General features: G+C 69.8%; 16 protein-coding genes, 1 tRNA gene and 1 pseudogene. 6 read left to right on the top strand and 12 right to left on the bottom strand.

From position 1 onward, the window contains the following. Window positions 1-65: 65 nt before the first annotated feature. Together pepN and ACIOC0_RS26155 are read left to right on the top strand one after the other, a co-directional pair. Window positions 66-2,546 carry an aminopeptidase N gene (gene pepN, locus ACIOC0_RS26160; RefSeq protein WP_402157981.1) on the top strand — a complete coding sequence of 827 codons (2,481 nt, stop codon included), beginning with the start codon at window positions 66-68 and terminating at the stop codon, window positions 2,544-2,546. Between the two features lie 218 nt (window positions 2,547-2,764). After that, window positions 2,765-4,201 (top strand): lysine N(6)-hydroxylase/L-ornithine N(5)-oxygenase family protein, encoded by a 1,437-nt coding sequence (locus ACIOC0_RS26155; RefSeq protein WP_402157979.1) that lies wholly within the window; start codon window positions 2,765-2,767, stop codon window positions 4,199-4,201. A gap of 40 nt (window positions 4,202-4,241) precedes the next feature. Here the strand turns inward: ACIOC0_RS26155 and ACIOC0_RS26150 are convergent, their stop codons facing one another. Beyond that, window positions 4,242-6,047: a bifunctional metallophosphatase/5'-nucleotidase gene (locus tag ACIOC0_RS26150; protein WP_402157977.1), complete on the bottom strand. Its 1,806-nt coding sequence runs from the start codon at window positions 6,045-6,047 to the stop codon at window positions 4,242-4,244. Between the two features lie 399 nt (window positions 6,048-6,446). Between ACIOC0_RS26150 and pyk the strand changes: the two genes are divergently transcribed. Beyond that, on the top strand, window positions 6,447-7,883 hold the full coding sequence (pyk, locus tag ACIOC0_RS26145) for a pyruvate kinase (protein ID WP_402157976.1): 1,437 nt from the start codon (window positions 6,447-6,449) through the stop codon (window positions 7,881-7,883). A gap of 10 nt (window positions 7,884-7,893) precedes the next feature. On the opposite strand, the pseudogene ACIOC0_RS26140 reads toward pyk, so the two are convergent. Continuing rightward, window positions 7,894-8,115 (bottom strand): annotated as a pseudogene (locus ACIOC0_RS26140) (hypothetical protein); the annotation flags it as partial. Window positions 8,116-8,366: 251 nt separating this feature from the next. Next, window positions 8,367-8,441: transfer RNA gene (locus ACIOC0_RS26135), tRNA-Leu, on the bottom strand. Window positions 8,442-8,541: 100 nt separating this feature from the next. On the opposite strand from ACIOC0_RS26135, the gene ACIOC0_RS26130 reads away from it, so the two are divergent. Then, window positions 8,542-9,198: an ANTAR domain-containing response regulator gene (locus ACIOC0_RS26130; RefSeq protein WP_130437293.1), complete on the top strand. Its 657-nt coding sequence runs from the start codon at window positions 8,542-8,544 to the stop codon at window positions 9,196-9,198. Window positions 9,199-9,275: 77 nt separating this feature from the next. Here the strand turns inward: ACIOC0_RS26130 and ACIOC0_RS26125 are convergent, their stop codons facing one another. The 9 genes from ACIOC0_RS26125 to ACIOC0_RS26085 all read right to left on the bottom strand — a co-directional run bounded on the left by ACIOC0_RS26125 (window position 9,276) and on the right by ACIOC0_RS26085 (window position 19,230). Continuing rightward, on the bottom strand, window positions 9,276-9,992 hold the full coding sequence (locus ACIOC0_RS26125) for an ABC transporter ATP-binding protein (protein ID WP_402157975.1): 717 nt from the start codon (window positions 9,990-9,992) through the stop codon (window positions 9,276-9,278). Next, window positions 9,989-10,918 carry an ABC transporter ATP-binding protein gene (locus tag ACIOC0_RS26120; RefSeq protein ID WP_402157972.1) on the bottom strand — a complete coding sequence of 310 codons (930 nt, stop codon included), beginning with the start codon at window positions 10,916-10,918 and terminating at the stop codon, window positions 9,989-9,991. Before ACIOC0_RS26120 ends, ACIOC0_RS26125 begins: the two co-directional genes overlap by 4 nt. Window positions 10,919-10,924: 6 nt before the next feature. Beyond that, entirely contained in the window at window positions 10,925-12,751 is a 1,827-nt protein-coding gene (locus tag ACIOC0_RS26115; protein WP_402157971.1) for a branched-chain amino acid ABC transporter permease, read from the bottom strand. Between the two features lie 5 nt (window positions 12,752-12,756). Continuing rightward, window positions 12,757-13,689 (bottom strand): branched-chain amino acid ABC transporter permease, encoded by a 933-nt coding sequence (locus ACIOC0_RS26110; RefSeq protein ID WP_402157970.1) that lies wholly within the window; start codon window positions 13,687-13,689, stop codon window positions 12,757-12,759. A 111-nt stretch (window positions 13,690-13,800) separates the two neighbouring features. Continuing rightward, entirely contained in the window at window positions 13,801-15,036 is a 1,236-nt protein-coding gene (locus ACIOC0_RS26105; RefSeq protein ID WP_402157969.1) for a branched-chain amino acid ABC transporter substrate-binding protein, read from the bottom strand. Window positions 15,037-15,326: 290 nt separating this feature from the next. Further along, complete coding sequence (locus tag ACIOC0_RS26100) at window positions 15,327-15,950, bottom strand: Tat pathway signal sequence domain protein (RefSeq protein ID WP_402157968.1); 624 nt, start codon at window positions 15,948-15,950, stop codon at window positions 15,327-15,329. Next, complete coding sequence (locus ACIOC0_RS26095; RefSeq protein ID WP_402157966.1) at window positions 15,947-16,339, bottom strand: hypothetical protein; 393 nt, start codon at window positions 16,337-16,339, stop codon at window positions 15,947-15,949. The genes ACIOC0_RS26100 and ACIOC0_RS26095 overlap by 4 nt, the downstream gene beginning before the upstream one ends. 56 nt (window positions 16,340-16,395) lie before the next feature. Beyond that, complete coding sequence (locus ACIOC0_RS26090; RefSeq protein WP_402157965.1) at window positions 16,396-16,884, bottom strand: PaaI family thioesterase; 489 nt, start codon at window positions 16,882-16,884, stop codon at window positions 16,396-16,398. Between the two features lie 66 nt (window positions 16,885-16,950). Then, window positions 16,951-19,230, bottom strand: coding sequence for an FdhF/YdeP family oxidoreductase (locus ACIOC0_RS26085; protein WP_402157963.1), 2,280 nt, complete (start codon window positions 19,228-19,230; stop codon window positions 16,951-16,953). Between the two features lie 127 nt (window positions 19,231-19,357). Here ACIOC0_RS26085 and polA point away from each other — a divergent pair, with 127 nt between their 5' ends. Continuing rightward, window positions 19,358-22,084 (top strand): DNA polymerase I, encoded by a 2,727-nt coding sequence (gene polA, locus ACIOC0_RS26080; protein WP_402157962.1) that lies wholly within the window; start codon window positions 19,358-19,360, stop codon window positions 22,082-22,084. A 203-nt stretch (window positions 22,085-22,287) separates the two neighbouring features. Beyond that, complete coding sequence (locus ACIOC0_RS26075) at window positions 22,288-22,677, top strand: hypothetical protein (RefSeq protein WP_402157960.1); 390 nt, start codon at window positions 22,288-22,290, stop codon at window positions 22,675-22,677. Window positions 22,678-23,044 lie beyond the last annotated feature (367 nt).

Raw genomic sequence — 23,044 nt, 5'->3', positions numbered from 1 at the left:
GCGACAAACCGCGCGTACCGATCCGCCCCTGTGCCCCCGCCGCGCCATCAGGCAGCATGGCCCCCATGTCCGTACTGACGCGCGACGAAGCGCAGACCCGTGCCCAGCTCCTCGACGTCCGCGACTACACCGTCGAACTCGACCTCACCACCGGCGACGAGACCTTCGAGTCCCTGACCGTCATCCGGTTCACCGCGCGCACGGGCGCGGACACCTTCGTCGAACTCAAGCCGGCCACCCTGCACACCGCCACCCTCGACGGGAAACCCCTCGACGCGGAACTCCTCGACGACAACCGCCTGCCCCTGAAGAACCTCACCGCCGGCGACCACGAACTCACCGTCCGGGCCACCATGCGCTACTCCCGCACCGGCGAGGGCATGCACCGCTTCACCGACCCCTCCGACGGCGAAACCTACGTCTACACCCAGATGTTCATGGACGACGTCCAACGCGTCTTCGCCGCCTTCGACCAGCCCGACCTCAAAGCCGTCTTCACCCTCACCGTCAAAGCCCCCGACGGCTGGACCGTCCTCGCCAACGGCATCACCGAACACACCGACGGCACCTGGAAAGCCGCCCCCACCCCACCCATCTCCACCTACCTCGTCGCCGTCGCCGCCGGCCCCTGGCACTCCGTCCGCACCGAACACCGCGACCTCCCCTTCGGCATCCACTGCCGCCGCTCCCTCGCCCCCTACCTCGACGCCGACGCCGACGAAATCCTCGACGTCACCCGCGCGTGCTTCGACCGCTACCACGAGAAGTTCGAAGAGCCCTACCCCTTCGACTCCTACGACCAGGCCTTCGTCCCCGAGTTCAACGCCGGCGCCATGGAGAACCCCGGACTGGTCACCTTCCGCGACGACTTCGTCTACCGCTCCGCCGTCACCGACACCGAACGCCAGACCCGCGCCATGGTCATCGCCCACGAAATGGCCCACATGTGGTTCGGCGACCTCGTCACCCTCAAGTGGTGGGACGACATCTGGCTCAACGAGTCCTTCGCCGAATACATGGGCTACCAGACCACCGCCGAAGCAACCCGCTTCACCGCCACCTGGACCGAGTTCGGCGTCGTCCGCAAAGCCTGGGGCTACGACGCCGACCAACGCCCCTCCACCCACCCCGTCGCCCCGGAGAACGTCGAGGACACCGCCTCCGCCCTCCTCAACTTCGACGGCATCTCCTACGCCAAGGGCGCCTCCGCACTACGCCAACTCGTCACCTGGCTCGGCGAGAAGGACTTCCTCGCCGGCATCAACACCCACTTCGCCCGCCACCGCTTCGCCAACGCCACCCTCGCCGACTTCATCGACTCCCTCGCCTCCAGCACCCGACGCGACGTCCACGCCTGGGCCGACGCCTGGCTGCGCACCACCGGCGTCGACACCCTCACCCCCACCGTCACCACCGACGCCGGACAGTGCGCCCTCACCGTCGCACACACCGGCAACCGCCCCCACCGCATCGCCGTCGGCCTCTACGACCAGGACCACTCCGACGAAGACGGCCGCCTCACCCTGCGCGAACACCTCGAGATCGACATCCCCCAGACGACCCCCCACCCCATCGGCAAACGCCCCGCCCTGCTCCTCCTCAACGACCGCGACCTCACCTACACCAAGATCCGCTTCGACCCCGCCTCCCACGACACCGTCCGCACCGCCCTCTCCGGCCTCCCCGACCCCCTCACCCGCGCCGTCGTCTGGAACGCCCTGCGCGACGCCGTCCGCGACGGCGAACTCACCCCCACCGCCTACCTGGACACCGCCCGCGCCCACCTCCCCCAGGAAACCGACCTCGCCCTCGTCCAAGGCGTCCTCGCCTTCGCCGCCGGCCAGATCGCCGACCGCTACGTCACCGCCGAAGAACGCCCCGCCGCCCTCGCCACCCTCTCCTCCCTCTGCCGCGACCTCATCCGCCGCACCGAGGACGGCGACCACCCCGGCCTGCGCCTCGTCGCCGTACGCCACTTCATCGACGCCGCCGCACACCCCGAGACCCTCGCCGCCTGGCTCGCCGACGGCACCGTCCCCGGCGGCCCCGAACTCGACCCCGACCTGCGCTGGCGCGTCCTCGCCCGCCTCGCCGTCCTCGGCGCCACCGACGAAACAGCCATCGCCGCCGAACTCGAACGCGACCCCTCCGCCGACGGCCAGGAAGGCGCCGCCCGCTGCCGCGCCGCCCTGCCCGACCCACACGCCAAGGAACGGGCGTGGACGGCGATGTTCGACGGCGACGACCTCTCCAACTACCTGTTCACCGCCACCGCCCAGGGCTTCTGGCAGCCCGAACAGGCCGACCTGGTACGCGCGTACGTGCCCCGCTTCTACGACGACGCGGCCGCCCTCGCCACCCGGCGGGGCCCCGCCATCGCCGACGCCGCCGGCCGCTGGGCCTTCCCCGCCTACGCTGTCGACGCCGAGAACCTCGCCCTGGGCGAGACGTGCCTGCGCGACGCCGACCTCACCCCGTCACTGCGCCGCAAGCTCCACGACCAGCTCGACGACCTCGCACGGGCCCTGCGGGTACGCGGCGCCTGACAACGGCCGCCAGGGGCGGGCCGGCCACCACCCGAGGGCGGGCCGGCCACCACCCGAGGGCGGGCCCGAAAGCACCCGGGGGCGGGCCCCAAAGCACCAGGGAGGGCGGCCATGGGCCCGCCCTCCCTCTTTCGGGTCCACTTCCCCTCCGGCCACGGCGTGTCGCCACCACCGGCGACACACTGGGACTCCCCGCGCCACCGAGGAGCCCCCCACGCATGAACACGCCACCCCCACAAGCCGACCCCTCCCACGACACCGACACCCCCCGCGACCTCGTCGGCATCGGCATCGGCCCCTGCAACCTCTCCCTCGCCGCCCTCGCCCACCCCCTCACCGACCTCGACACCGCCTTCTACGAACAACGCCCCGCCTTCACCTGGCACCCCGGCCTCCTCCTCGACGGCACCCGCGTCCAAGTCCCCTTCCTCGCCGACCTCGTCACCCTCGCCGACCCCACCAACACCTGGTCCTTCCTCAACTACCTCAAAGCCCAGGACCGCCTCTTCCCCTTCTACTTCGCCGAACGCCTCCACCCCGAACGCACCGAATACGACGCCTACTGCCGCTGGGTCGCCGACCACCTCCCCGCACTCCACTTCCGCCACCACGTCGACGCCGTCCACTGGAACCCCGAACACGAACTCTTCGAAATCGACTACATCCACCTCGATACCGACGGACAGGCCCGAACCCCCGGCCGCACCCGCACCCGCAACGTCGTCCTCGGCATCGGCACCGAACCCCACATCCCCGACCCCCTGCGCCCCCTCGCCGACACCCCCGGCACAGCCGTCGTCCACACCGCCGACTACCTCCACCACCGCACCGCACTCCTCGCCGCCGGCCACGTCACCGTCGTCGGCTCAGGACAATCCGGAGCCGAAGTCTTCCTCGACCTCCTGCGCCACCGCCCCACCGGCCGCGAACGTCTCCACTGGATCGGCCGCACCCCGGCGTTCGCCCCCATGGAGTACTCCAAACTCGGCCTCGAACACTTCACCCCCGACCACACCCGCTACTTCCACGCCCTCCCCGAAACCACCCGCGACCGCCTCGTCGCCGCACAATGGCAACTCCACAAAGGCATCGACGCCGACACCCTCGCCGCCATCCACGACGAGCTCTACCGCCGCACCCTCCACGGCGACTGGCCCGACGCCGTCCTCACCCCCGGAGTCCGCGTCCGCACCGCCGGACGCATCGCCACCACCAAAATCGAGCTCCACCTCGAACACATCCAGCAGAACACCCGCGCCCGCCTCACCACCGACGCCGTCGTCCTCGCCACCGGCCACCGCGAACGCCCCCTCGACACCCTCCTCGCCGGCCTCGACCCCTACCTCCGCCGCGACAACGCCCACCGCCCCCGCATCGACGCCGACTTCCGCCTGATCCTCGACCCCGCCATCACCACCACCGGCTGCCACATCTACGTACAGAACGGCGAACGCCACACCCACGGCGTCGGCGCACCCGACCTCGGCCTCGCCGCCTGGCGCAGCGCCTCCATCCTCAACACCCTCACCGGCAAGGAGCACTACCCCCTCCCGCACCGAGCCGCCTTCACCACCTTCGGCCTCGAACAACACCGGCCCCAGATCCCGCCCGCCCGCCGCCCCGCAGAGCTCATCCCCCTGGCCGACGGGATCTGACACCACCTACCGACAACCACCTACCGACGAAACACCCGGCCTAGAACACCGGCGTCCCGTTCCGCGTCAGCCTCCAGTCCACCGACGCGAACTCCGCCGGGTCGATCGACCCCTTCGCCTTCACCCACGCGATCATCGTGTTGCGGATCTCGTCCGAGTTCGACCACACCAACTTCGCCGCCGCCACATGCGGGAAGTTGCCACCGCCGTTCGCCCGGTAGTTGTTCACCGCGAACACGAACTGAGCGTCATCAGCCAGCGGCGCACCCCCGAACCGCACGTTCGCCACCCGCGACCCCGCAGCCTTCGCGATGTCGATCTCATACGTCAGACCACTGACCACGTCGTAGTTGTAGTCCGGAGTGCCGTTCGCGTTCGTCAGCTTCGCCGGATCCACCACCGCGTCCGCCGCCGTCTGCACGTAGTAGTTCGCCGAGTACTCCAGATACGCCTTCATCTGCGCACCCGTCATCAGACGCGCCTCCAGCGTGTTCTCGAACACGTACAGACCCGCCACATCCCGGATCGTCACCTGACCCGCCGGGATCACCGCCGTGCGCGAGAACGCCGCCGCCTGCGACAACACCGGCAGCGCCGCGTACTGCGTACCCGCCAGCGCCTGCTTCACCGTGTCGGCCTGGATGTGGTTGATCAGGTCGATGATCGGCACGTCCTTGTACGGCGCCTCCACCGACCGCATCTCCGCCGCGTTCGACCCGATGACCTGGTTGACGTACGCCACGACCTTCTTGTGCTCGTCACCGAGCAGCCGCACGATCTTCTGGTCCTCCTCCACCGTGTTGGAGTTCAGGACCTGCGCGCCCACCTTCTCCACCGTCCAGCCGCCGTCGGCCCGCACCAGCTCGAAGTCGAACAGCGTCAGCCGCTGCCCCCACTTCAACGGCTCCGACAGCACCACCCGCTTGCCGGTCGCCTTGTTCGTGACGAAGTACTCGGGAATCTCCGTGTGCGCGTGACCCACCAGGATCGCGTCGATCCCCGGCACCTGCTCCGCCACCAGCGCCGCCGCGTTCTCGATGTACGGCAGCTGGTCACCGTAGGACGACGTCCCCGACGAACCGCTGTGCGCCGACACGATGACCACGTCCGCACCCATCGACCGCAGCTTCGGCACCCACTTCGCCGCCTGCTCCTCCAGACCCGGGAACGTCATCTTCCCCTGCACGTTCGCCTTGTCCCAGATCGCGATCCCCGGGTTGGTCAGCCCCAGCACCGCCACCTTCACGTCCGGACCGTGCGGGTTGCGCAGCCGGTGCATGCTGTACGGCGCGAACGCCGGGAGCAGCGTCTTCGCGTCCAGCGCGTTCGCACCCAGCAGCGGGAAATCGCACTGCTTCTCGAACTTGCGCAGCACCGGAATGCCGTAGTTGAACTCGTGGTTGCCGAGCGCCGCCGCGTCGTAGCCGATCGCGTTCATCGCCTGCGCCATCGGATGCACCGGACCGCCCTTGGCGGTGATCGGGTCGACCTTCGCGTAGTAGTACGACAGCTGCGTGCCCTGGATGGTGTCGCCCGCGTCGATCAGCAGCGTGTTCCCACGGCCCTTCTCCTCACGGATCCGGTTCACCAGCGTGGAGATCTTCGCCAGACCGACGTCGTTGTGCGCCTTGTCGTCGAACTCCTGGTCCGTGAAGTAGTCCCAGTTGAAGACATTGCCGTGCAGGTCCGTCGTCCCCATCACGGTGAACGCGTACCGCTTAGCCGGCTTCGCGGGCTTCGTCCCCTCCGCCGCCTGGGCCGCCGGAGCCGCGGCAGCCCCCCCGATCGCCACCCCCGCGCCCGTCACGGCGGACCTCTTCAAGAACTTCCGGCGGTTGAACGGCATGTGTTGCTCTCCTCGAAGGACGATCCCGAACGCCTGCCGGCCAAACCGGCAACGCGCGTAGATTCTGACCTGCCCATGGCGAACCGGAACAGACCCCGGAGGTTGCGATCTGGTGATCCCGATCACTCCACACCACCCCACGACCGCACGCGAACGCCCGCCGGACGCCCGCACGGCCCACCCCCTCACCCCCGCGCATTCACCCCGGAGCCGCCAACGAGAAGACCTCCCCACAGCCCCCGATTCACCCTTTCGGGGAATTCGAAGAACGCGAAAACATGCTCATCGGAGCGGCCACCCGCACAATTCCGCGCCCGTCAACCACCCTTCACCCAAAGGACGTTGACCAGCCACCTGTCGCCAAAGCCTTACCCGGCGGTAAGACATAGGCTCACCCCCATGCGCCGAGCAAAAATCGTCTGCACCCTAGGCCCCGCCACCGACTCCTACGACCGCCTCAAAGCCCTCGTGGAAGCCGGAATGGACGTCGCCCGATTCAACCTCAGTCACGGCGACCACGCCGAACACGAGGAGCGCTACCGGCGCGTCCGCAAGGCCGCCGACGAGACCGGCCACAGCGTCGGCCTCCTCGCCGACCTCCAGGGCCCCAAGATCCGCCTCGGCCGCTTCACCGAAGGCCCCGTCCTCCTCGAACGCGACGACACCTTCACCATCACCGTCGAAGAAGGCGTCGAAGGCGACCGCCACACCTGCGGCACCACCTACGCCGGCCTCGCCACCGACGTCACCCCCGGCGAACGCATCCTCGTCGACGACGGCAAAGTCACCCTCGAAGTCACCGACGTGGACGGCCCCCGCGTCCACACCCGCGTCCTCGACGGCGGCGTCATCTCCGACCACAAAGGCCTCAACCTCCCCGGCGTCGCCGTCTCCGTCCCCGCCCTCTCCAAAAAAGACGAGGACGACCTGCGCTGGGCGCTGCGCACCGGCTTCGACGTCATCGCCCTGTCCTTCGTCCGCACCGGCAACGACATCACCGACGTCCACCGCATCATGGACGAGGAAGGCCGCCGCCTCCCCGTCATCGCCAAGATCGAGAAACCACAGGCCGTCGAGAACATCGACGACATCGTCGCCGCCTTCGACGGCATCATGGTCGCCCGCGGCGACCTCGGCGTCGAAATGCCACTGGAACAGGTCCCCATCGTCCAGAAACGCGCGATCAAACTCGCCAAGCGCAACGCCAAGCCGGTCATCGTCGCCACCCAGATGCTCGACTCCATGATCGACAACTCCCGCCCCACCCGCGCCGAAGCCTCCGACGTCGCCAACGCCGTCATCGACGGCACCGACGCGGTGATGCTCTCCGGCGAGACCAGCGTCGGCAAGCACCCCGTCCAGACCGTCCGCACCATGGCCAAGATCGTCACGGCGGCCGAGGAGGACATCCTCGCCAAAGGGCTCCCGCCCCTCACCGAGAACAACAAACCCCGCACCCAGGGCGGCGCGGTCGCCCGCGCGGCCGCCGAGATCGGTGACTTCCTCGACGCCAAGTTCCTCGTCGCCTTCACCCAGTCAGGCGACACCGCCCGGCGCCTCTCCCGCTACCGCTCGCCCATCCCGCTCCTCGCCTTCACCCCCGAACCGGCGACCCGCTCCCAGCTCAGCGCGACCTGGGGCGTGGAGACGTTCCTGGGCCCGCAGGCCGGCTCGACGGACGCGATGGTCGACCAGGTGGACGAGATGCTGTTGCGGTACGGCCGCTGCCGGAAGGGTGACATCGTCGTGATCACGGCCGGCTCCCCACCGGGAGTCTCCGGCTCGACGAACCTGGTACGGGTGCACCACGTCGGCGAGGACGACAGCCCCCGGTAGGTGTCAGTGCCTCGGGCCCCACGTGGGCGTCGAGCAGGGCGACGGAGATGTTGAACGGGTTTCCGTTGCGGGTGCACTGAGTCCACTCGACGCCCAGCTTGTCGAGGGTGTCGGTGTAGAGGCGGCGGATGTCGTCGGGCACGTTGGTGAAGAAGTACCGGGGATATTCGTAGCGCTTGCGCACGCCGTCGACCGTGCGGGTCGTCCAGTCGGTGAGCCGGCACCCGTCGGAGACCACGCACTTCTCTGTCCTCGCTTCGCCACCAACCGACCGTGCCGCGCGGGATGTTGAGCCGTTCTGCGACTTCGCGGTCGGTGACACCCCGGCGCATGAGTGAGACGGCTCGGGCACGAGCCGAAGGGCTGTGCTGTTCCATGCGGCCACTCTGCGAGAGTGATTGCGAAGACACGCAGCAAAAAGCGGATGTTCACGAGAACGGGAACATCCGCTTTCCAAGATCAACCTTCGAAATGAAGGAAAAGTGCCCCGGGTGGGATTCGAACCCACACTGTCGGTGGTTTGAGCACCGTTTCTCTAACCGATTGGAATACCGGGGCTTATGAATCGAAGGTCGACGGCCACCCGCCGTGCCCCCACCTTACCGCAGCTAGGTACGCTCTTGTCAGCAGTACCCCTGCCCCTGAACGAGGAGCCCCCGTGACCGCCCCCGAGTCGCCCCAGCCCGTAGACGCGCCCGACGACGACAAGTCGCACGTGCCTCCGCTGACGACCCGTGTCGTCATCGCCGAGGACGAGGCCCTGATCCGGCTCGATCTCAAAGAGATGCTGGAGGAAGAGGGCTACAGCGTCGTCGGTGAGGCCGGTGACGGCGAGCAGGCGATCGAGCTGGCGCGTGAGCACCAGCCGGACCTGGTGATCCTGGACGTGAAGATGCCGAAGCTGGACGGCATCTCCGCGGCGGAGAAGATCGCGGAGGAGCGGATCGCGCCGGTGCTGATGCTGACGGCGTTCTCGCAGCGCGACCTGGTGGAGCGGGCGCGGGACGCGGGTGCGATGGCGTATCTGGTGAAGCCGTTCAGCAAGAGCGACGTCGTGCCGGCGATCGAGATGGCGGTGTCGCGGTTCACGGAGTTGAAGGAGCTGGAGAAGGAGATCGCGGATCTCACCCAGCGGCTGGAGACGCGGAAGCTGGTGGACCGTGCGAAGTCGATCCTGCAGACGGAGTACGGGCTGACGGAGCCGGCGGCGTTCCGGTGGATCCAGAAGACGTCGATGGATCGGCGGATGTCGATGCAGCAGGTGGCGGAGGCGGTCATCGAGGACGCGGAGGAGAAGAAGGCGTCCAAGGGCTGAATCGGCCGGCACTGCGGCGAGGCCCGCACCCCGAGCTGGGGGTGCGGGCCTCGCCGTGTGTGCGGGGGAGCGCTGGGTCAGTCCTCGCCGAGGTAGGCCTTGCGGACGGACTCGTCGTGCAGGAGGTCCCGGCCGCTGCCGGAGAGGACGATCTTGCCGACTTCCATGACGTGGCCGTGGTCCGCCAGGGAGAGGGCGGCCTGGGCGTTCTGCTCGATGAGCAGGATGGTCATGCCCTGCGACTTCAGCTCGGCGATGGTCGCCATGATCTTCTGCATCATGATGGGGGAGAGGCCCATCGACGGTTCGTCGAGCATGAGGAGTTTGGGCTGGGACATGAGTGCGCGGCCCATGGCGAGCATCTGCTGTTCGCCGCCGGAGAGGGTGCCCGCGGCCTGCTTCCTGCGTTCGCCCAGGATGGGGAAGAGGTCGTAGGCGCGCTGGATGTCCTTCTCGATGCCGGGTTTGTCGTTGCGGAGGAAGGCGCCGAGGCGGAGGTTGTCCTCGATCGTCATGCGGGGGAAGATGTGCCGTCCCTCGGGGGAGTGGGCGAGTCCCAGGCTGACGATGTTGTGGGCGGGGATCTTCTTCAGCGACTTGCCGTCGAACTTGATCTGGCCGCCGACGGGCTTGAGCAGGCCGGAGAGGGTGCGCAGGGTGGTGGTCTTGCCGGCGCCGTTGGTGCCGATGAGGGTGACGACCTCGCCGGCGTCGACCTTGAAGGAGATGCCCTTGACGGCTTCGATCTTGCCGTAGGCGACTCGGAGGTCTTCGACTTCGAGCAGTGCGGTCATCGGTCGTTCTCCTTGCCGGGCGCGGCGTCCGTCGTGGCGTCGGCGTCGGCGGTGGTTTCGGCGTTGGCCTCGGCGGCCTCGACTTCCACGACCTCGTCCTTGCCGGGTGCGTCCTCGAAGGGCTCACCGAGGTAGGCGGCGACGACGCGTTCGTCGCCCTGGACGGTGGCGCTGTCGCCCTCGACGAGCTTTTCGCCCTGCACGAGAACGGCGACGCGGTCGCAGAGGTTGAAGATGAACCGCATGTCGTGCTCGATGACGAGGACGGCGATGCCCTTGTCGCGGATGGCGAAGACCAGTTCCTCGGTGGTCCGCGTCTCCTGGGGGTTCATGCCGGCGGTGGGCTCGTCCAGGAGGAGCAGGCCGGGTTCGCTGGCGAGGGCGCGGGCGATTTCGAGCTTGCGCTGTTCGCCGTAGGGCAGGTTGCGCGCGAGGTGTTCGGCTTTGGCGTCGAGGCCGACGAACTCGAGGAGTTCCATGGCGCGTTCGCGGGAGGCCTTCTCTGCCTTGTGGAAGCCGGGGCCGCGCAGCAGTGCGGACCAGAGGCCTTCTTTGGTGCGTGTGTGGCGGCCGACGAGCACGTTCTCCAGGACGGTCATGTTGGCGAACAGCCGGATGTTCTGGAAGGTGCGGGCGATGCCGGCGGCGGTGACCTTGAAGGACTTGGGGGGCAGGACCTGGCCTTTGTACCGGACTTCGCCCTCGGTGGGGATGTAGAGGCCGGTGAGACAGTTGAAGAAGGTGGTCTTGCCGGCTCCGTTGGGTCCGATGAGGCCGACGATCTCGCCGCTGTTGACGGTGAGGTCGACGTTGCGGACGGCGGTGAGGCCGCCGAAGCGCATGGTGACGCCGCGGGCGTCGAGGACGGTCTCGCCTGGTGCGGTGGCGCCGGGGGCGGTGTCCTTGGTGGTGGTGTCGGTAGTCATGGTGTGTCAGGCCCCTGCCTTGCTGAGGACTGCGGGCGCTTCGGCCTCTTCGTGGAATTCGAGCTGGCGGCGCCGGTTCGGGATGAGGCCTTCCGGGCGGAAGCGCATCAGCAGCACGAGTGCGAGCCCGAAGGCGAGGAGCTGGTAGTCGCCGAGGAACTGGAGCTTGGCGGGGATCAGGTAGAGCAGAGCGGCGCCCACGAGCGGGCCGCTGATGGTACCCATGCCGCCGAGGACGACGGCTGCCAGGAGGAATGCCGAGTTCGGGGGGACGACGTGCGCGAACTGGTACTGCTCGGGGGTCACTGTGTAGGTGACATGTGCCTGGACGGTGCCGGCGAGGCCGGCGAGGGCGGCGCCGAGGGCGAAGGCGATGAGCTTGACCCGGAAGCCGTTGATGCCCATGGCGAGTGCGGCGGTCTCGTCCTCGCGGATGGCGATCCAGGCTCGGCCGATGCGGGAGTCGCTGCTGCGCCGGAAGACGATGACCACGACCAGCGTGATGAGCAGCATCAGCAGGAAGTAGTTGGCGAAGCGGGCGATGGTGAAGCCGAGGAAGGTGTGTTCCTGGCCGAAGTCGAATCCGAGGATGTTGAGGTTCGGGACGGAGGAGATGCCGTTGGAGCCGTTGGTGATGTCGGGTCCGGAGGTGCCGTCCATGTTGAGGACGGTGATGCGGAAGATCTCACCGAAGCCGAGTGTCACGATGGCGAGGTAGTCGCCGCGCAGTCGCAGGGTCGGGGCGCCGATGATGACGCCGAAGATCATTGCGACGACGGCGCCGAGGATGGCGGAGGCCCAGAACGGCAGGTGGATGTCGAAGGGGGAGGAGGGGGAGCCGGAGACCATGGCCGCGGTGTAGGCGCCGACGCCGAGGAAGGCGACGTAGCCGAGGTCGAGGAGGCCGGCGAGGCCGACGACGATGTTCAGGCCGAGGGCGACGGTGGCGAAGATGAGGATGTAGACGCCGATGGTCGCGTACTGGTCGTCGGACTGGGTGAAGGGGAAGGCGGCGGCGGCGGCGAACGCGCCGATCATCGTCACGTTGCGGTGCTTGGCGGTGAGTGCGGAGACGCGGGCGGCGAGTCCTGCCTTGGCGGTGGCGCCGAAGCCGAAGCCGGCGGTGATCAGGAAGCCGATGAACTGCTCGTCGTACTCGGTGCCGATGCCGTAGGTGAAGACGAGCAGGCCGAGGGCGAGGCTCGCGACGATGACCAGGATTTCGGCGTAGGCGGGCAGCTTGCGGGCGGGGGTGACGGGACCGCTGGCTACGGCGGCCTTGACGACGGTCCAGTTGTTCCGCCTGTTGTGGCGGAACTGCTCCCAGGTGCTGTCCTCGGGGTCGGCGGGGTCGGTGGCCGGTCGTTCGAAGGGCAGGGCGAGGGCGCCGAGCAGGGTGACGAGGGTGGTCACCGCCACGATCCAGCCGCCGGGCTCGAGGTTGACGAGGCCGCCGAGCTTGGAGCTGATGGCGAGGATGGTGTACCAGGCGGTGGCGAAGGCGCCGAGCGCGGCCAGTTTGAGCGCGCTGTCGGCGCTGCCGGGGACGAGCCAGCGCAGGCCCTTGACGCCGTAGGAGGCGAGGCCGAAGAGCGTGGTGAGCGCGCCGCCGATGAGGACGAGGACTTGGAGGCCGCCGGGGTAGCCGTAGACGGTGAGGTCGCCGGGGAAGGCGGAGGTCCAGGTCCAGGCGAGGAAGGTGGAGGCGACGGTGAGGACGCCGCCACCGGTGGCGAGGGCGCGGCCGATGTGCGGCGGGATGCCCACGAGGCTGTGGGTGGCGGTGCCCGTGGTGTGGTCGGGCGTCTGGGTCGCGGTGGTCTGTGTGGTCATCGGTGTCACGCCCTGTCCGCCACGCGCTCGCCGAGCAGGCCCTGTGGCCGGAACAGCAGCACGAGGATGAGGAGTACGAACGCCCAAACGTTGGCCCAGGACTGGCTGCCGAACTGTTCCATGCCGGGAATGTCGGAGATGTAGGCCGTGGAGAGTGCTTCGGCGACGCCGAGGACGAGTCCGCCGAGCATGGCGCCGTAGATGTTGCCGATGCCGCCGAGGACGGCGGCGGTGAAGGCCTTGAGGCCGAGGATGAAGCCCATGCGGAACTGGACCTCGCCGTACTTCAGGCCGTAGGCGACGGCTCCGACGGCGGCGAAGGCGGCGCCGAGGGCGAAGGCGACCACGATGATGCGGTCGGTGTTGATGCCCATCAGTTTGGCGGTGTCCGGGTCCTGCGCGGTGGCCTGCATGCCGCGGCCGGTGCGGGTCTTCATGACGAAGTAGGCGAGGATCGCCATGCTGATGGGGGCGGCGATCAGCAGGAAGAGGTCACCGGTCTGGATGGTGACGCTGCCGATCTCGAAGGGGCCGCCTTCGATCTGCGGGAAGGTGATCGCGGACCGGGCGTCCGGGTACCAGGCCCACACCGCCTGCTGGAGGGCGAGCGAGAGGCCGATGGCCGTGATGAGGGGGGCCAGGCGCGGCGCTGTGCGCAGCGGACGGTAGGCGAACCGTTCCGCTCCTACGGCGACGAGGACGGCGACGAGGATGCCGCCGACGAGCATGAGGGGGAGTGCCACCCACATCGACGTGCCGTCGGGCAGCACGTAGAGGTACATGGTGAGGGCGCCGAAGCCGCCCACCATGAAGATCTCGCCGTGGGCGAAGTTGATGAGCTGGACAATGCCGTAGACCATTGTGTAGCCGATGGCGACCAGCCCGTACATGGATCCCAGTAGCAGGCCGTTGACCAGCTGCTGCGGCAGTTCGTTCACCGCATGTCCTCCGAGACTTCGGATAATCGAGGGATGTGACCGGATGTGAGTCCGCGCGGGGCGCCAGTGGTGCGGCGCCCCGCGCGGCTCATGGATGGGTGCGGGTGTGGGTCAGCCGGTGTAGGTGCCGGACTTCACGGCCTTCCACGCGCCGCCTTCGACGGCGTAGACGGTGAGCTGCTTGTTGGTCGCGTCGCCGTACTCGTCGAAGGAGACCTTGCCGGTCACGCCGTCGAAGGAGACACCCTGCATGGCTTCGGTGACCTTGGCGCGGGCGTCGTCGGGGAGCTTGCCGTCGTTGGCCTCGACGACCTTCTTCACGGCCTCGATGATCGCCCAGGCGGAGTCGTAGGAGTAGCCGCCGTAGGCCTCGTAGGCCTCCTTGTAGCCGGCGGTCTTGTAGTTGGCGACGAACTCCTTGGCGGAGGGGAGTTCTTCGACCGGTGCGCCGACCGAGGTGGCGAGGTCGCCGGTGCCGCTGGCGCCGGCCAGCTTGATGAAGTCGGCGCTGTAGATGCCGTCGCCGCCGACCAGCGGGACCTTGGCGCCGGCGGCCTTGATCTGCTTGCTGAGCGGGCCGGCCTGCGGGTATTCGCCGCCGTAGTAGACGACGTCGGCGCCGGCGGTCTTCACCTTGGTGGCGACCGCGGAGAAGTCCTTGGTGTCGGGGTCGATGTGCTCCGTGCCCACGACGGTGCCGCCGAGCTTCTTGAACTCCGCGGTGAAGGTGGAGGCCAGGCCGGCGCCGTAGGTCTTCTTGTCGTCGATGACGAAGACCTTCTTCTTCTTGGCGTCGTTGAAGACGTACTGAGCGGCGAACGGGCCCTGGATGGCGTCCGTGGTCGCGGTGCGGAAGTACGACTTGTAAACGCGCTTCTTGCTGCTGGCCCAGTCGGTGCCCTGGGTGAGCGCCGGGTTGGTGTTGGCCGGCGAGACCTGGACGAGCTTGGCGTCGTCGAAGACCTTCTGCATCGACTCGGCGACGGAGGAGTTCAGCGGGCCGACGACTCCGAGGACTTTCTTGTCCGCGACGAACTTGGTGGCGTTCTGCTGGCCCGAGGAGGGCTGCGCCTGGTCGTCGAGGGCTTCGACCTTGAAGGTCACGCCGGCGACGGTCTTCTCCTTGTTGGCCGTCTTGGCGGCGAGGTCGACGGAGTTCTTGATGCCGAGGCCCAGCGCGGACAGGTCGCCGGTCAGGGGCGCGTCGACGCCGATGGTGACGGTGGTGCCGCCACTGCCCGAGTCGGTGCCCTTGTCGCCGTCGTCGCCGCGCGAGCCGCACGCGGTGAGGGTGAGTGCTCCGGCAGCCAGCGCGGCGGTGATGGCGATGAACGAACGTTGACGCACGATCCAGTCCTTTCCCTGGCACGGCCCTCCCCCCTGGAAGAGGCCGAGTCGAACGCTCGGTCGGGAAGGGGTTTTCCGGCCGTGCGGTGACTGGGCGTGACTCTAAACGGGTGAAGGGAACGTGGAGGAGGTCCTGACCAAGGCTGTGACGCTCTTGTTATGACACGAGGTAATGCAGAGCGGTACTCAGGGGGTGGAAGAGAGGAATTCAGCCTGATTCGCCCTGTCCGCATAGTGAGAAATCGCAGGACGCGCGCCGAGGGGTTCAGGCGTCTCGGGCGTTTTGGTGATTACCCGAAATCGTTGCTACAGGCGACTTGCAGGACATGGGAGAGGTCCCGCGCATAGCGGGGGCCCAGGATGTAGCTGTGGTCTTCCATTGCGTGCGTATTACGCAGAGTTACGTCGAGGAAAGGGAGGGCGGCGTCCTTGGGCACTTTCCCGCATTCGGTCACCCGCATCGTGATGACGATCTTGCGGGCGGAGCCCGGCGCGGTGCGGAAAGGCGTCCGCGGGGCGGAGGCCAGCGTGATTCCGGCGTACGGCTGGGACAGGCGGGTCGTGGTGACCGGCGGGCCGGAGGCCACGCTCAGCAGCACCTCGAACGCGAAGGAGTGGGAGCGGCCGGCCGGTTGCCCGGCGCGCAGGCCCACGTAGCGGATGTCCACGACCTGCGACGGGGACGGCGGCGGTGGGGTGGGGGGCGGTTCGGGTCCCTCGGGGCGGGTCGCGTAGAGGAGCCCCGCGCCGGTGAGGAGTGCCGCGGTCGCCGCGGCGGCGAGGACGGCCCGTCGGCGGCGGGCGTACAGGCGGGCCGCACGGCCCGGAGGGCGTGCGGGAAGCGCCGTGGACGGCTCGTCCTCGGCCTCCCGGCGGGTGCCCTCTCCGGGTTCCACGGGGCCTGTACCGCTCAACTCCACGGCCCGTCGCCGGGTCCGCCCGAGCGGTACCACCGGACGCAGCCCGCACGGGCCTGACGGTCGATCAACTCGTCCGCCGCTCGGGCCCCTTGGCTCCTGCGGGCGGCCCGCGCGGCGTCCACGACCGTGCGCAGGATGTCGTACTGCCCGTTGGACAGCCCCATCGACTGGTAGTCCCCGTACGTGCCGCTGTCCAGCACCTCACGCGACCAGTGGGCGACGATTCGGGCGCACAGCGCCTCGGGAGGCGGCGTGGCGGGCGACGGCGTGCTGCCGGCCGCGGGGCCGCCCGAACCGCCGCAGCCGGCCGTCGACAAGCTCACCGTGAAGGCCAGCGCGAGCAGACACGCCGCCCTCGGCGAGAGGGGCCCTCCCGTTGCCATGTGCCGACGCTAGGCCGTCCGGCGGCGGCAGGCAACGGCTGCTGACGGGTGAGGTGTCAGCCCTTCGCGCCCGCCGGCACCTCGTCGCCCGGGTTCACGTCCCGCAGGAGGCAGGTCAGACGGGCCGTGCAGACGCGGCGGTCCGACTCGTCGGTGATCACGATCTCGTACGTCGCCGTCGAGCGGCCGCGGTGGACGGGCGTGGCCACGCCGGTGACCAGGCCGGAGCGGGCCCCGCGGTGGTGCGTGCAGTTGAGGTCGACGCCCACGGCGATCTTGGAGCTGCCGCCGTGCAGCATCGAGCCGACCGAGCCGAGGGTCTCGGCGAGGACCGCGGAGGCGCCGCCGTGCAGCAGACCGTACGGCTGGGTGTTGCCCTCGACCGGCATCGTGCCCACGACCCGCTCCGGGGACGCCTCCACGATCTGCACGCCCATGCGCGTGCCGAGGTGACCGGCGGAGAAAAGGGCCGTCAGGTCGACGCCGAGCGCCGCGTACTCGTCGAGGACCTCCTGCGGGAACTTCACGTGCTGCTGCTCGCCCATCGCGGACCTGCTCCGTTCGTCGTGACCCGTACGGCAGAACGACTGCCCTACTGGCTGAGCAAACGCTCAGTCGGTCGTCGATTGTTCCAGACGGACCACCACGGACTTGCTGGCCGGTGTGTTGCTGGTGTCGGCGGTGGCCTCCAGCGGCACCAGGACGTTCGTCTCCGGGTAGTACGCCGCCGCACACCCGCGCGACGTCGGATACACGACGACCCGGAAACCGGGCGCCCGCCGCTCCGTGCCGTCCCGCCACTCGCTCACCAGGTCGACGTACGAGCCGTCGGCCACGCCGAGCTCCCGCGCGTCCTCGGCGTGGACGAGGACCACCCGGCGTCCGCCTCGGATACCCCGGTAGCGGTCGTCCAGGCCGTAGATCGTGGTGTTGTACTGGTCGTGCGAGCGCAGCGTCTGCAGCAGCAGCCGGCCCTCGGGCACCCTCGGGTACTCCACCGGCGCGGCCGTGAAGTTGGCCTTGCCGGTGACCGTGGGGAAGCGGCGCTCGTCGCGCGGGGCGTGCGGGAGGGCGAAGCCGCCGGGACGCGCCACGCGCGCGTTGAAGTCCTCGAAACCGGGGACCACGCGCGCGATGCGGTCACGGATCGTCGCGTAGTCCTTCTCGAACTCCTCCCACGGCACCCGGCTGTCCTCGCCGAGCACCCTGCGTGCGAGACGGCACACGATCGCCGGCTCCGACAGCAGACGCGCGCTCGCCGGCTCCAGGCGGCCCCGGGAGGCGTGCACCATGCCCATGGAGTCCTCCACGGTCACGAACTGCTCGCCGCCCTCCTGCACATCGCGCTCGGTCCGGCCCAGGGTGGGCAGGATGAGCGCCCGCGCGCCCGTGACCACGTGCGAGCGGTTGAGCTTCGTCGACACGTGCACGGTCAGCCGCGCGCGCCGCATGGCCGCCTCGGTGACCTCCGTGTCGGGGGAGGCGGCGACGAAGTTCCCGCCCATCGCGAAGAACACCTTCGCCTCGCCGTCGCGCAGCGCGCGGATCGCCCGCACCACGTCGAAGCCGTGCGCGCGCGGGGGCGCGAAGCCGAACTCCTTCTCCAGGGCGTCAAGAAACGCCGGCGCCGGACGTTCGAAGATGCCCATGGTGCGGTCGCCCTGCACGTTCGAGTGGCCGCGCACCGGGCACACGCCCGCGCCCGGGCGGCCGATGTTGCCACGCAGCAGCAGGAAGTTGACGACCTCGCGGATCGTGGGCACGGAGTGCTTGTGCTGGGTCAGGCCCATCGCCCAGCACACGATGGTGCGCTCGGAGGCGAGGACCATCCGCAGGGCGCTCTCGATCTCCGCGCGCGTGAGTCCCGTCGCGGCGAGCGTCTCGTCCCAGTCGGCGGCGCGGGCGGCCTCGGCGAACTCCTCGAAGCCGTGGGTGTGCTCCCGGACGAACGCGTCGTCCACACCGCCTTCCGCCTCCAGGATCAGCTTGTTGAGCAGGCGGAAGAGGGCCTGGTCGCCGCCGATGCGGATCTGCAGGAACAGGTCGTTGAGCGCGGCGCCGGCCGTGAGGCCCTTGGCGGTCTGCGGGTTCTTGAAGCGCTCCATGCCCGCCTCGGGCAGCGGATTGACGCTGATGATCTTCGCGCCGTTCGCCTTCGCCCGCTCCAGGGCGGAGAGCATGCGCGGATGGTTGGTGCCCGGGTTCTGGCCGGCCACGATGATCAGGTCCGCCCGGTGGAGGTCCTCCAGCAGGACGCTGCCCTTGCCGACGCCGATCGTCTCCGACAGGGCCGAGCCCGACGACTCGTGGCACATGTTGGAGCAGTCCGGCAGGTTGTTGGTGCCCAGCTCGCGCGCGAACAGCTGGTACAGGAACGCGGCCTCATTGCTGGTGCGGCCGGAGGTGTAGAAGACGGCCTCGTCGGGGGAGGCGAGGGCGGACATCTCCTCCGCGACGATGTCGAAGGCGCGCTCCCAGCTGACCGGCTCGTAGCGCTCGCCGCCCTCCGGCAGGTACATGGGGTGCGTCAGCCGCCCCTGCTGGCCGAGCCAGTAGCCGCTGCGGGCGGCCAGGTCGGCCACCGGGTGCGCGGCGAAGAACTCCGGGGTGACCCGCCGCAGCGTCGCCTCCTCGGCCACCGCCTTCGCGCCGTTCTCGCAGAACTCCGCGGTGTGCCGGTGCTCCGGCTCCGGCCAGGCACAGCCCGGGCAGTCGAAGCCGTCCTTCTGGTTGACGCGCAGCAGCGTCAGCGCGGTGCGCCGCACGCCCATCTGCCGCTGGGCGATCCGCAGTGAGTGCCCGACCGCCGGCAGGCCCGCCGCCGCGTGCTTCGGCTCGGCGACCTGCGGCGCGTCCTGAACCGGATCGGCCTTGGGCGGCTTCGTTGCCATCGCGCGCTCCCCTTCGCTGGCACGGGTCTCTTCCGACAGCGATCCTCGCACGCCGCACTGACAGCGAGAGGGCGGTGGGGGAGGAGCGCGGGGCCGGGTGTCAGTGGGGCGTGGCAGGATCGGGGGCGTGGCAGAGACAGCAGCGAAGAAGACCGAGACCAACACCGGCGGCGACCGGCCCCGCCTGATGCTCATGGACGGGCACTCGCTGGCCTACCGCGCGTTCTTCGCGCTGCCCGCGGAGAACTTCACCACCGCGACGGGCCAGCCGACGAACGCGATCTACGGCTTCGCGTCGATGCTGGCGAACACCCTGCGTGACGAGGCGCCGACGCACTTCGCGGTCGCCTTCGACGTGTCCCGCAAGACATGGCGCTCTCAGGAGTTCACCGAGTACAAGGCGAACCGCTCCAAGACCCCCGACGAGTTCAAGGGCCAGGTCGAGCTGATCGGCGAGCTGCTCGACGCGATGCACGTCTCGCGGTTCGCGATCGACGGCTTCGAGGCCGACGACGTCATCGCCACGCTCGCCACCCGCGCCGAGGCCGACGGCTTCGAGGTGCTCATCGTCACCGGCGACCGCGACTCCTTCCAGCTGGTCAGCGAGCACACCACGGTGCTCTACCCGACGAAGGGCGTCTCGGAGCTGACGAGGTTCACCCCGGAGAAGGTCGTCGAGAAGTACGGGTTGACGCCCGCGCAGTACCCGGACTTCGCGGCCCTGCGCGGCGACCCGTCCGACAACCTGCCCGGCATCCCCGGGGTCGGCGAGAAGACCGCCGCGAAGTGGATCAACCAGTTCGGTTCGTTCGCCGAGCTGGTCGAGCGTGTCGACGAGGTCAAGGGCAAGGCCGGGCAGAACCTGCGCGACCACCTGGAGTCCGTCAAGCTCAACCGCCGCCTCACCGAGCTGGAGCGGAACGTGGAGCTGCCCAAGGAGGTCGCCGACCTCGCGCGCGCCCCGTACGACCGTACGGCCGTCGCGCTGGTCCTGGACACCCTGGAGATCCGCAACCCCTCGCTGCGCGAGCGGCTCCTCGCCGTCGACCCCGGCGGCCAGGAGGCCGAGGTGAGCCCGGTCGTCGCCGCCGGCGTCGACCTGGACGGCACGGTCCTCGGCACCGGCGAGCTCACCGGCTGGCTCACCGAGCACGGCGACGGCCCGCTGGGCGTCGCCACCGTCGACACCTGGGCGCTGGGCACCGGCTCGGTCGCCGAGGTCGCCCTCGCCGCGGCCGGCGGAGCCGCGGCCTGGTTCGACCCGTCCGAGCTGGACGAGGCCGACGACCGCGCGTGGGCGGCCTGGCTGGCCGCCGAGGACCGCCCCAAGGTCCTGCACGACGCCAAGGGCGCCATGCGGGTCTTCGCCGAGCACGGCTGGAGCGTCGCCGGCGTCTCCATGGACACCGCCCTGGCCGCCTACCTCGTCAAGCCGGGCCGCCGCTCCTTCGACCTGGACGCGCTGTCCCTGGAGTACCTGCACCGGGAGCTGGCCCCCGCCGCCACCGCCGACGGGCAGCTCGCCTTCGGCGCGGACGACGGCGCCGAGGCGGAGGCGCTGATGGTGCAGGCCCGCGCGATCCTCGACCTCGGGGAGGCGTTCCGGAGTCGGCTGGAGGAGGTCGGCGCCGCGGACCTGCTGCGCGACATGGAGCTGCCCACGTCCGTCCTCCTCGCCCGGATGGAGCGGCACGGCATCGCCGCCGACCGGTCGCACCTGGAGGCCATGGAGCAGATGTTCGCCGGCGCCGTCCAGCAGGCGGTGAAGGAGGCGCACGCGGCGGCGGGGCACGAGTTCAACCTGGGCTCGCCCAAGCAGCTCCAGGAAGTCCTCTTCGGCGAGCTGGCCCTGCCCAAGACGAAGAAGACGAAGACCGGCTACACCACGGACGCCGACGCGCTGGCCTGGCTGGCGACGCAGACCGACAACGAACTGCCGGTCATCATGCTGCGCCACCGAGAGCAGGCGAAGCTCCGCGTCACCGTCGAGGGCCTGATCAAGACGATCGCCGCCGACGGCCGCATCCACACCACCTTCAACCAGACCGTCGCCGCGACCGGCCGTCTGTCGTCGACCGACCCCAACCTGCAGAACATCCCCGTCCGCACCGACGAGGGCCGGGCGATCCGCCGTGGCTTCGTCGTCGGCGAGGGCTTCGAGTCCCTGATGACGGCCGACTACAGCCAGATCGAACTGCGCGTGATGGCCCACCTCTCCGAGGACGAGGGCCTGATCGAGGCGTTCACCTCGGGCGAAGACCTCCACACCACGGCGGCCTCCCAGGTCTTCGGCGTCGAGCAGTCGGCGGTGGACGCGGAGATGCGCCGCAAGATCAAGGCGATGTCGTACGGGCTCGCGTACGGGCTGTCGGCGTTCGGGCTCTCTCAGCAGCTCAACATCGAGGCGGCGGAGGCCCGCGCCCTGATGGACGCCTACTTCGAGCGCTTCGGCGGGGTACGGGACTATCTGCGCCGCGCGGTCGACGAGGCGCGGGCCACCGGCTACACGGCGACCCTCTTCGGCCGCCGCCGCTACCTCCCCGACCTCAACAGCGACAACCGCCAGCGACGCGAGGCGGCCGAGCGGATGGCGCTCAACGCCCCCATCCAGGGCACCGCCGCGGACATCGTCAAGATCGCCATGCTGAAGGTGGACGGCGCACTGCGTCAGGCCGGCCTGACGTCCCGGATGCTGCTCCAGGTCCACGACGAAATCGTCCTGGAGATCGCACCCGGCGAGCGCGCGGCGGTGGAGGAACTGGTCCGCCGCGAGATGTCCACGGCGGTCCGCCTCCGGGCCCCCTTGGACGTCTCGGTGGGCTCGGGCCACGACTGGGAGTCGGCGGCCCACTGACCACCGGCACGCGACGCTCCTTGCGGGGGCGGGGGAGCCCCACCCCGCCCCCTGCGGACGGCACGGGCGGACGCAGGGGGCGACGGACGCCGCCCCCGAAGCCCTCCGTCACCCGTCGGCAGGCCCGGCGTGCTCCCGAGGAGCCTCACCCGGCCGGCCCCCGTCAGAACGCCCCCGGGACGCCGGGCCGTCAGGATGCCGCCATGGGTATACGCATGCTTCATCGCCGGACGGCCCCCGCACGCGTGCACGCCATGGCCGCCGCGAAGCCGCAGGCCGGCCCCGGGGCGAGGCCCCGGGGGCGACGACCGCTCCCCGCCCTCGCGCCCGGCGCGGCCCGTCCCCGTGTCCCCGTCGCCCTGGCCGCCGAGGTGGCCTCCGTGGCCGTACGACTGGGTCGCCGGGGGCTCGGCCTCCTGGCCCGGGTCAGCCCACGGCGACGGCCGCGGGTCGACGTGATCCACGGCTACGTCGCTCTCGCCCTCGGCGCCCTGAGCGCCCTGCGCGGACGCCTCAGGCCCCGCACGGCCCGCCGCCTCACGATCTTCATCGTGGACCTGCCCCCGAGCCACACCCCTCTCGGCCACCCCTGACCGGCCGTGCCCCCTGTAAGCCGGCGCCGTGCCGGGGCGGCGACTGCCGCGCCTGGGCCTCGTGCCGGTCGGCCGGGTCGGCCGCGTCGGCCGCGCATCGTCGTCATGGCCCTCGCGCGCGTTGATCCGGCACCGGGCAGCCGGGTCTCCGTTGCCGGGCATTCGCCGGGCAGCCGCGTCTACGTTGCCTGCCCCCGCCTCGCGGGCCCCCGCCCCCGTGCTTCGGCCCTGTGCCGAGCGGCGGCGACTGCCGCGCCTGGGCCTCGTGCCGGTCGGCCGCGTCGGCCGCGCATCGTCGTCATGGCCCTCGCGCGCGTTGATCCGGCACCGGGCAGCCGGGTCTCCGTTGCCGGGCATTCGCCGGGCA

The sequence above is a fragment of the Streptomyces sp. NPDC088254 genome (genome assembly GCF_044740925.1).
GTDB lineage: Bacteria > Actinomycetota > Actinomycetes > Streptomycetales > Streptomycetaceae > Streptomyces.
The sequence above is the reverse complement of the archived record's forward strand: the minus strand, read 5'-3'. Positions and strand labels throughout refer to the sequence as shown.

Bases quoted from the DNA above. Each gene is read 5' to 3' on its own strand.
- pepN (WP_402157981.1), top strand. From the start codon at position 66: ATGTCCGTACTGACGCGCGACGAAGCGCAGACCCGTGCCCAGCTCCTC.
- ACIOC0_RS26155 (WP_402157979.1), top strand. From the start codon at position 2,765: ATGAACACGCCACCCCCACAAGCCGACCCCTCCCACGACACCGACACC.
- ACIOC0_RS26150 (WP_402157977.1), bottom strand. From the start codon at position 6,047: ATGCCGTTCAACCGCCGGAAGTTCTTGAAGAGGTCCGCCGTGACGGGC.
- pyk (WP_402157976.1), top strand. From the start codon at position 6,447: ATGCGCCGAGCAAAAATCGTCTGCACCCTAGGCCCCGCCACCGACTCC.
- ACIOC0_RS26125 (WP_402157975.1), bottom strand. From the start codon at position 9,992: ATGACCGCACTGCTCGAAGTCGAAGACCTCCGAGTCGCCTACGGCAAG.
- ACIOC0_RS26120 (WP_402157972.1), bottom strand. From the start codon at position 10,918: ATGACTACCGACACCACCACCAAGGACACCGCCCCCGGCGCCACCGCA.
- ACIOC0_RS26115 (WP_402157971.1), bottom strand. From the start codon at position 12,751: ATGACCACACAGACCACCGCGACCCAGACGCCCGACCACACCACGGGC.
- ACIOC0_RS26095 (WP_402157966.1), bottom strand. From the start codon at position 16,339: ATGGCAACGGGAGGGCCCCTCTCGCCGAGGGCGGCGTGTCTGCTCGCG.
- ACIOC0_RS26090 (WP_402157965.1), bottom strand. From the start codon at position 16,884: ATGGGCGAGCAGCAGCACGTGAAGTTCCCGCAGGAGGTCCTCGACGAG.
- ACIOC0_RS26085 (WP_402157963.1), bottom strand. From the start codon at position 19,230: ATGGCAACGAAGCCGCCCAAGGCCGATCCGGTTCAGGACGCGCCGCAG.
- ACIOC0_RS26075 (WP_402157960.1), top strand. From the start codon at position 22,288: ATGGGTATACGCATGCTTCATCGCCGGACGGCCCCCGCACGCGTGCAC.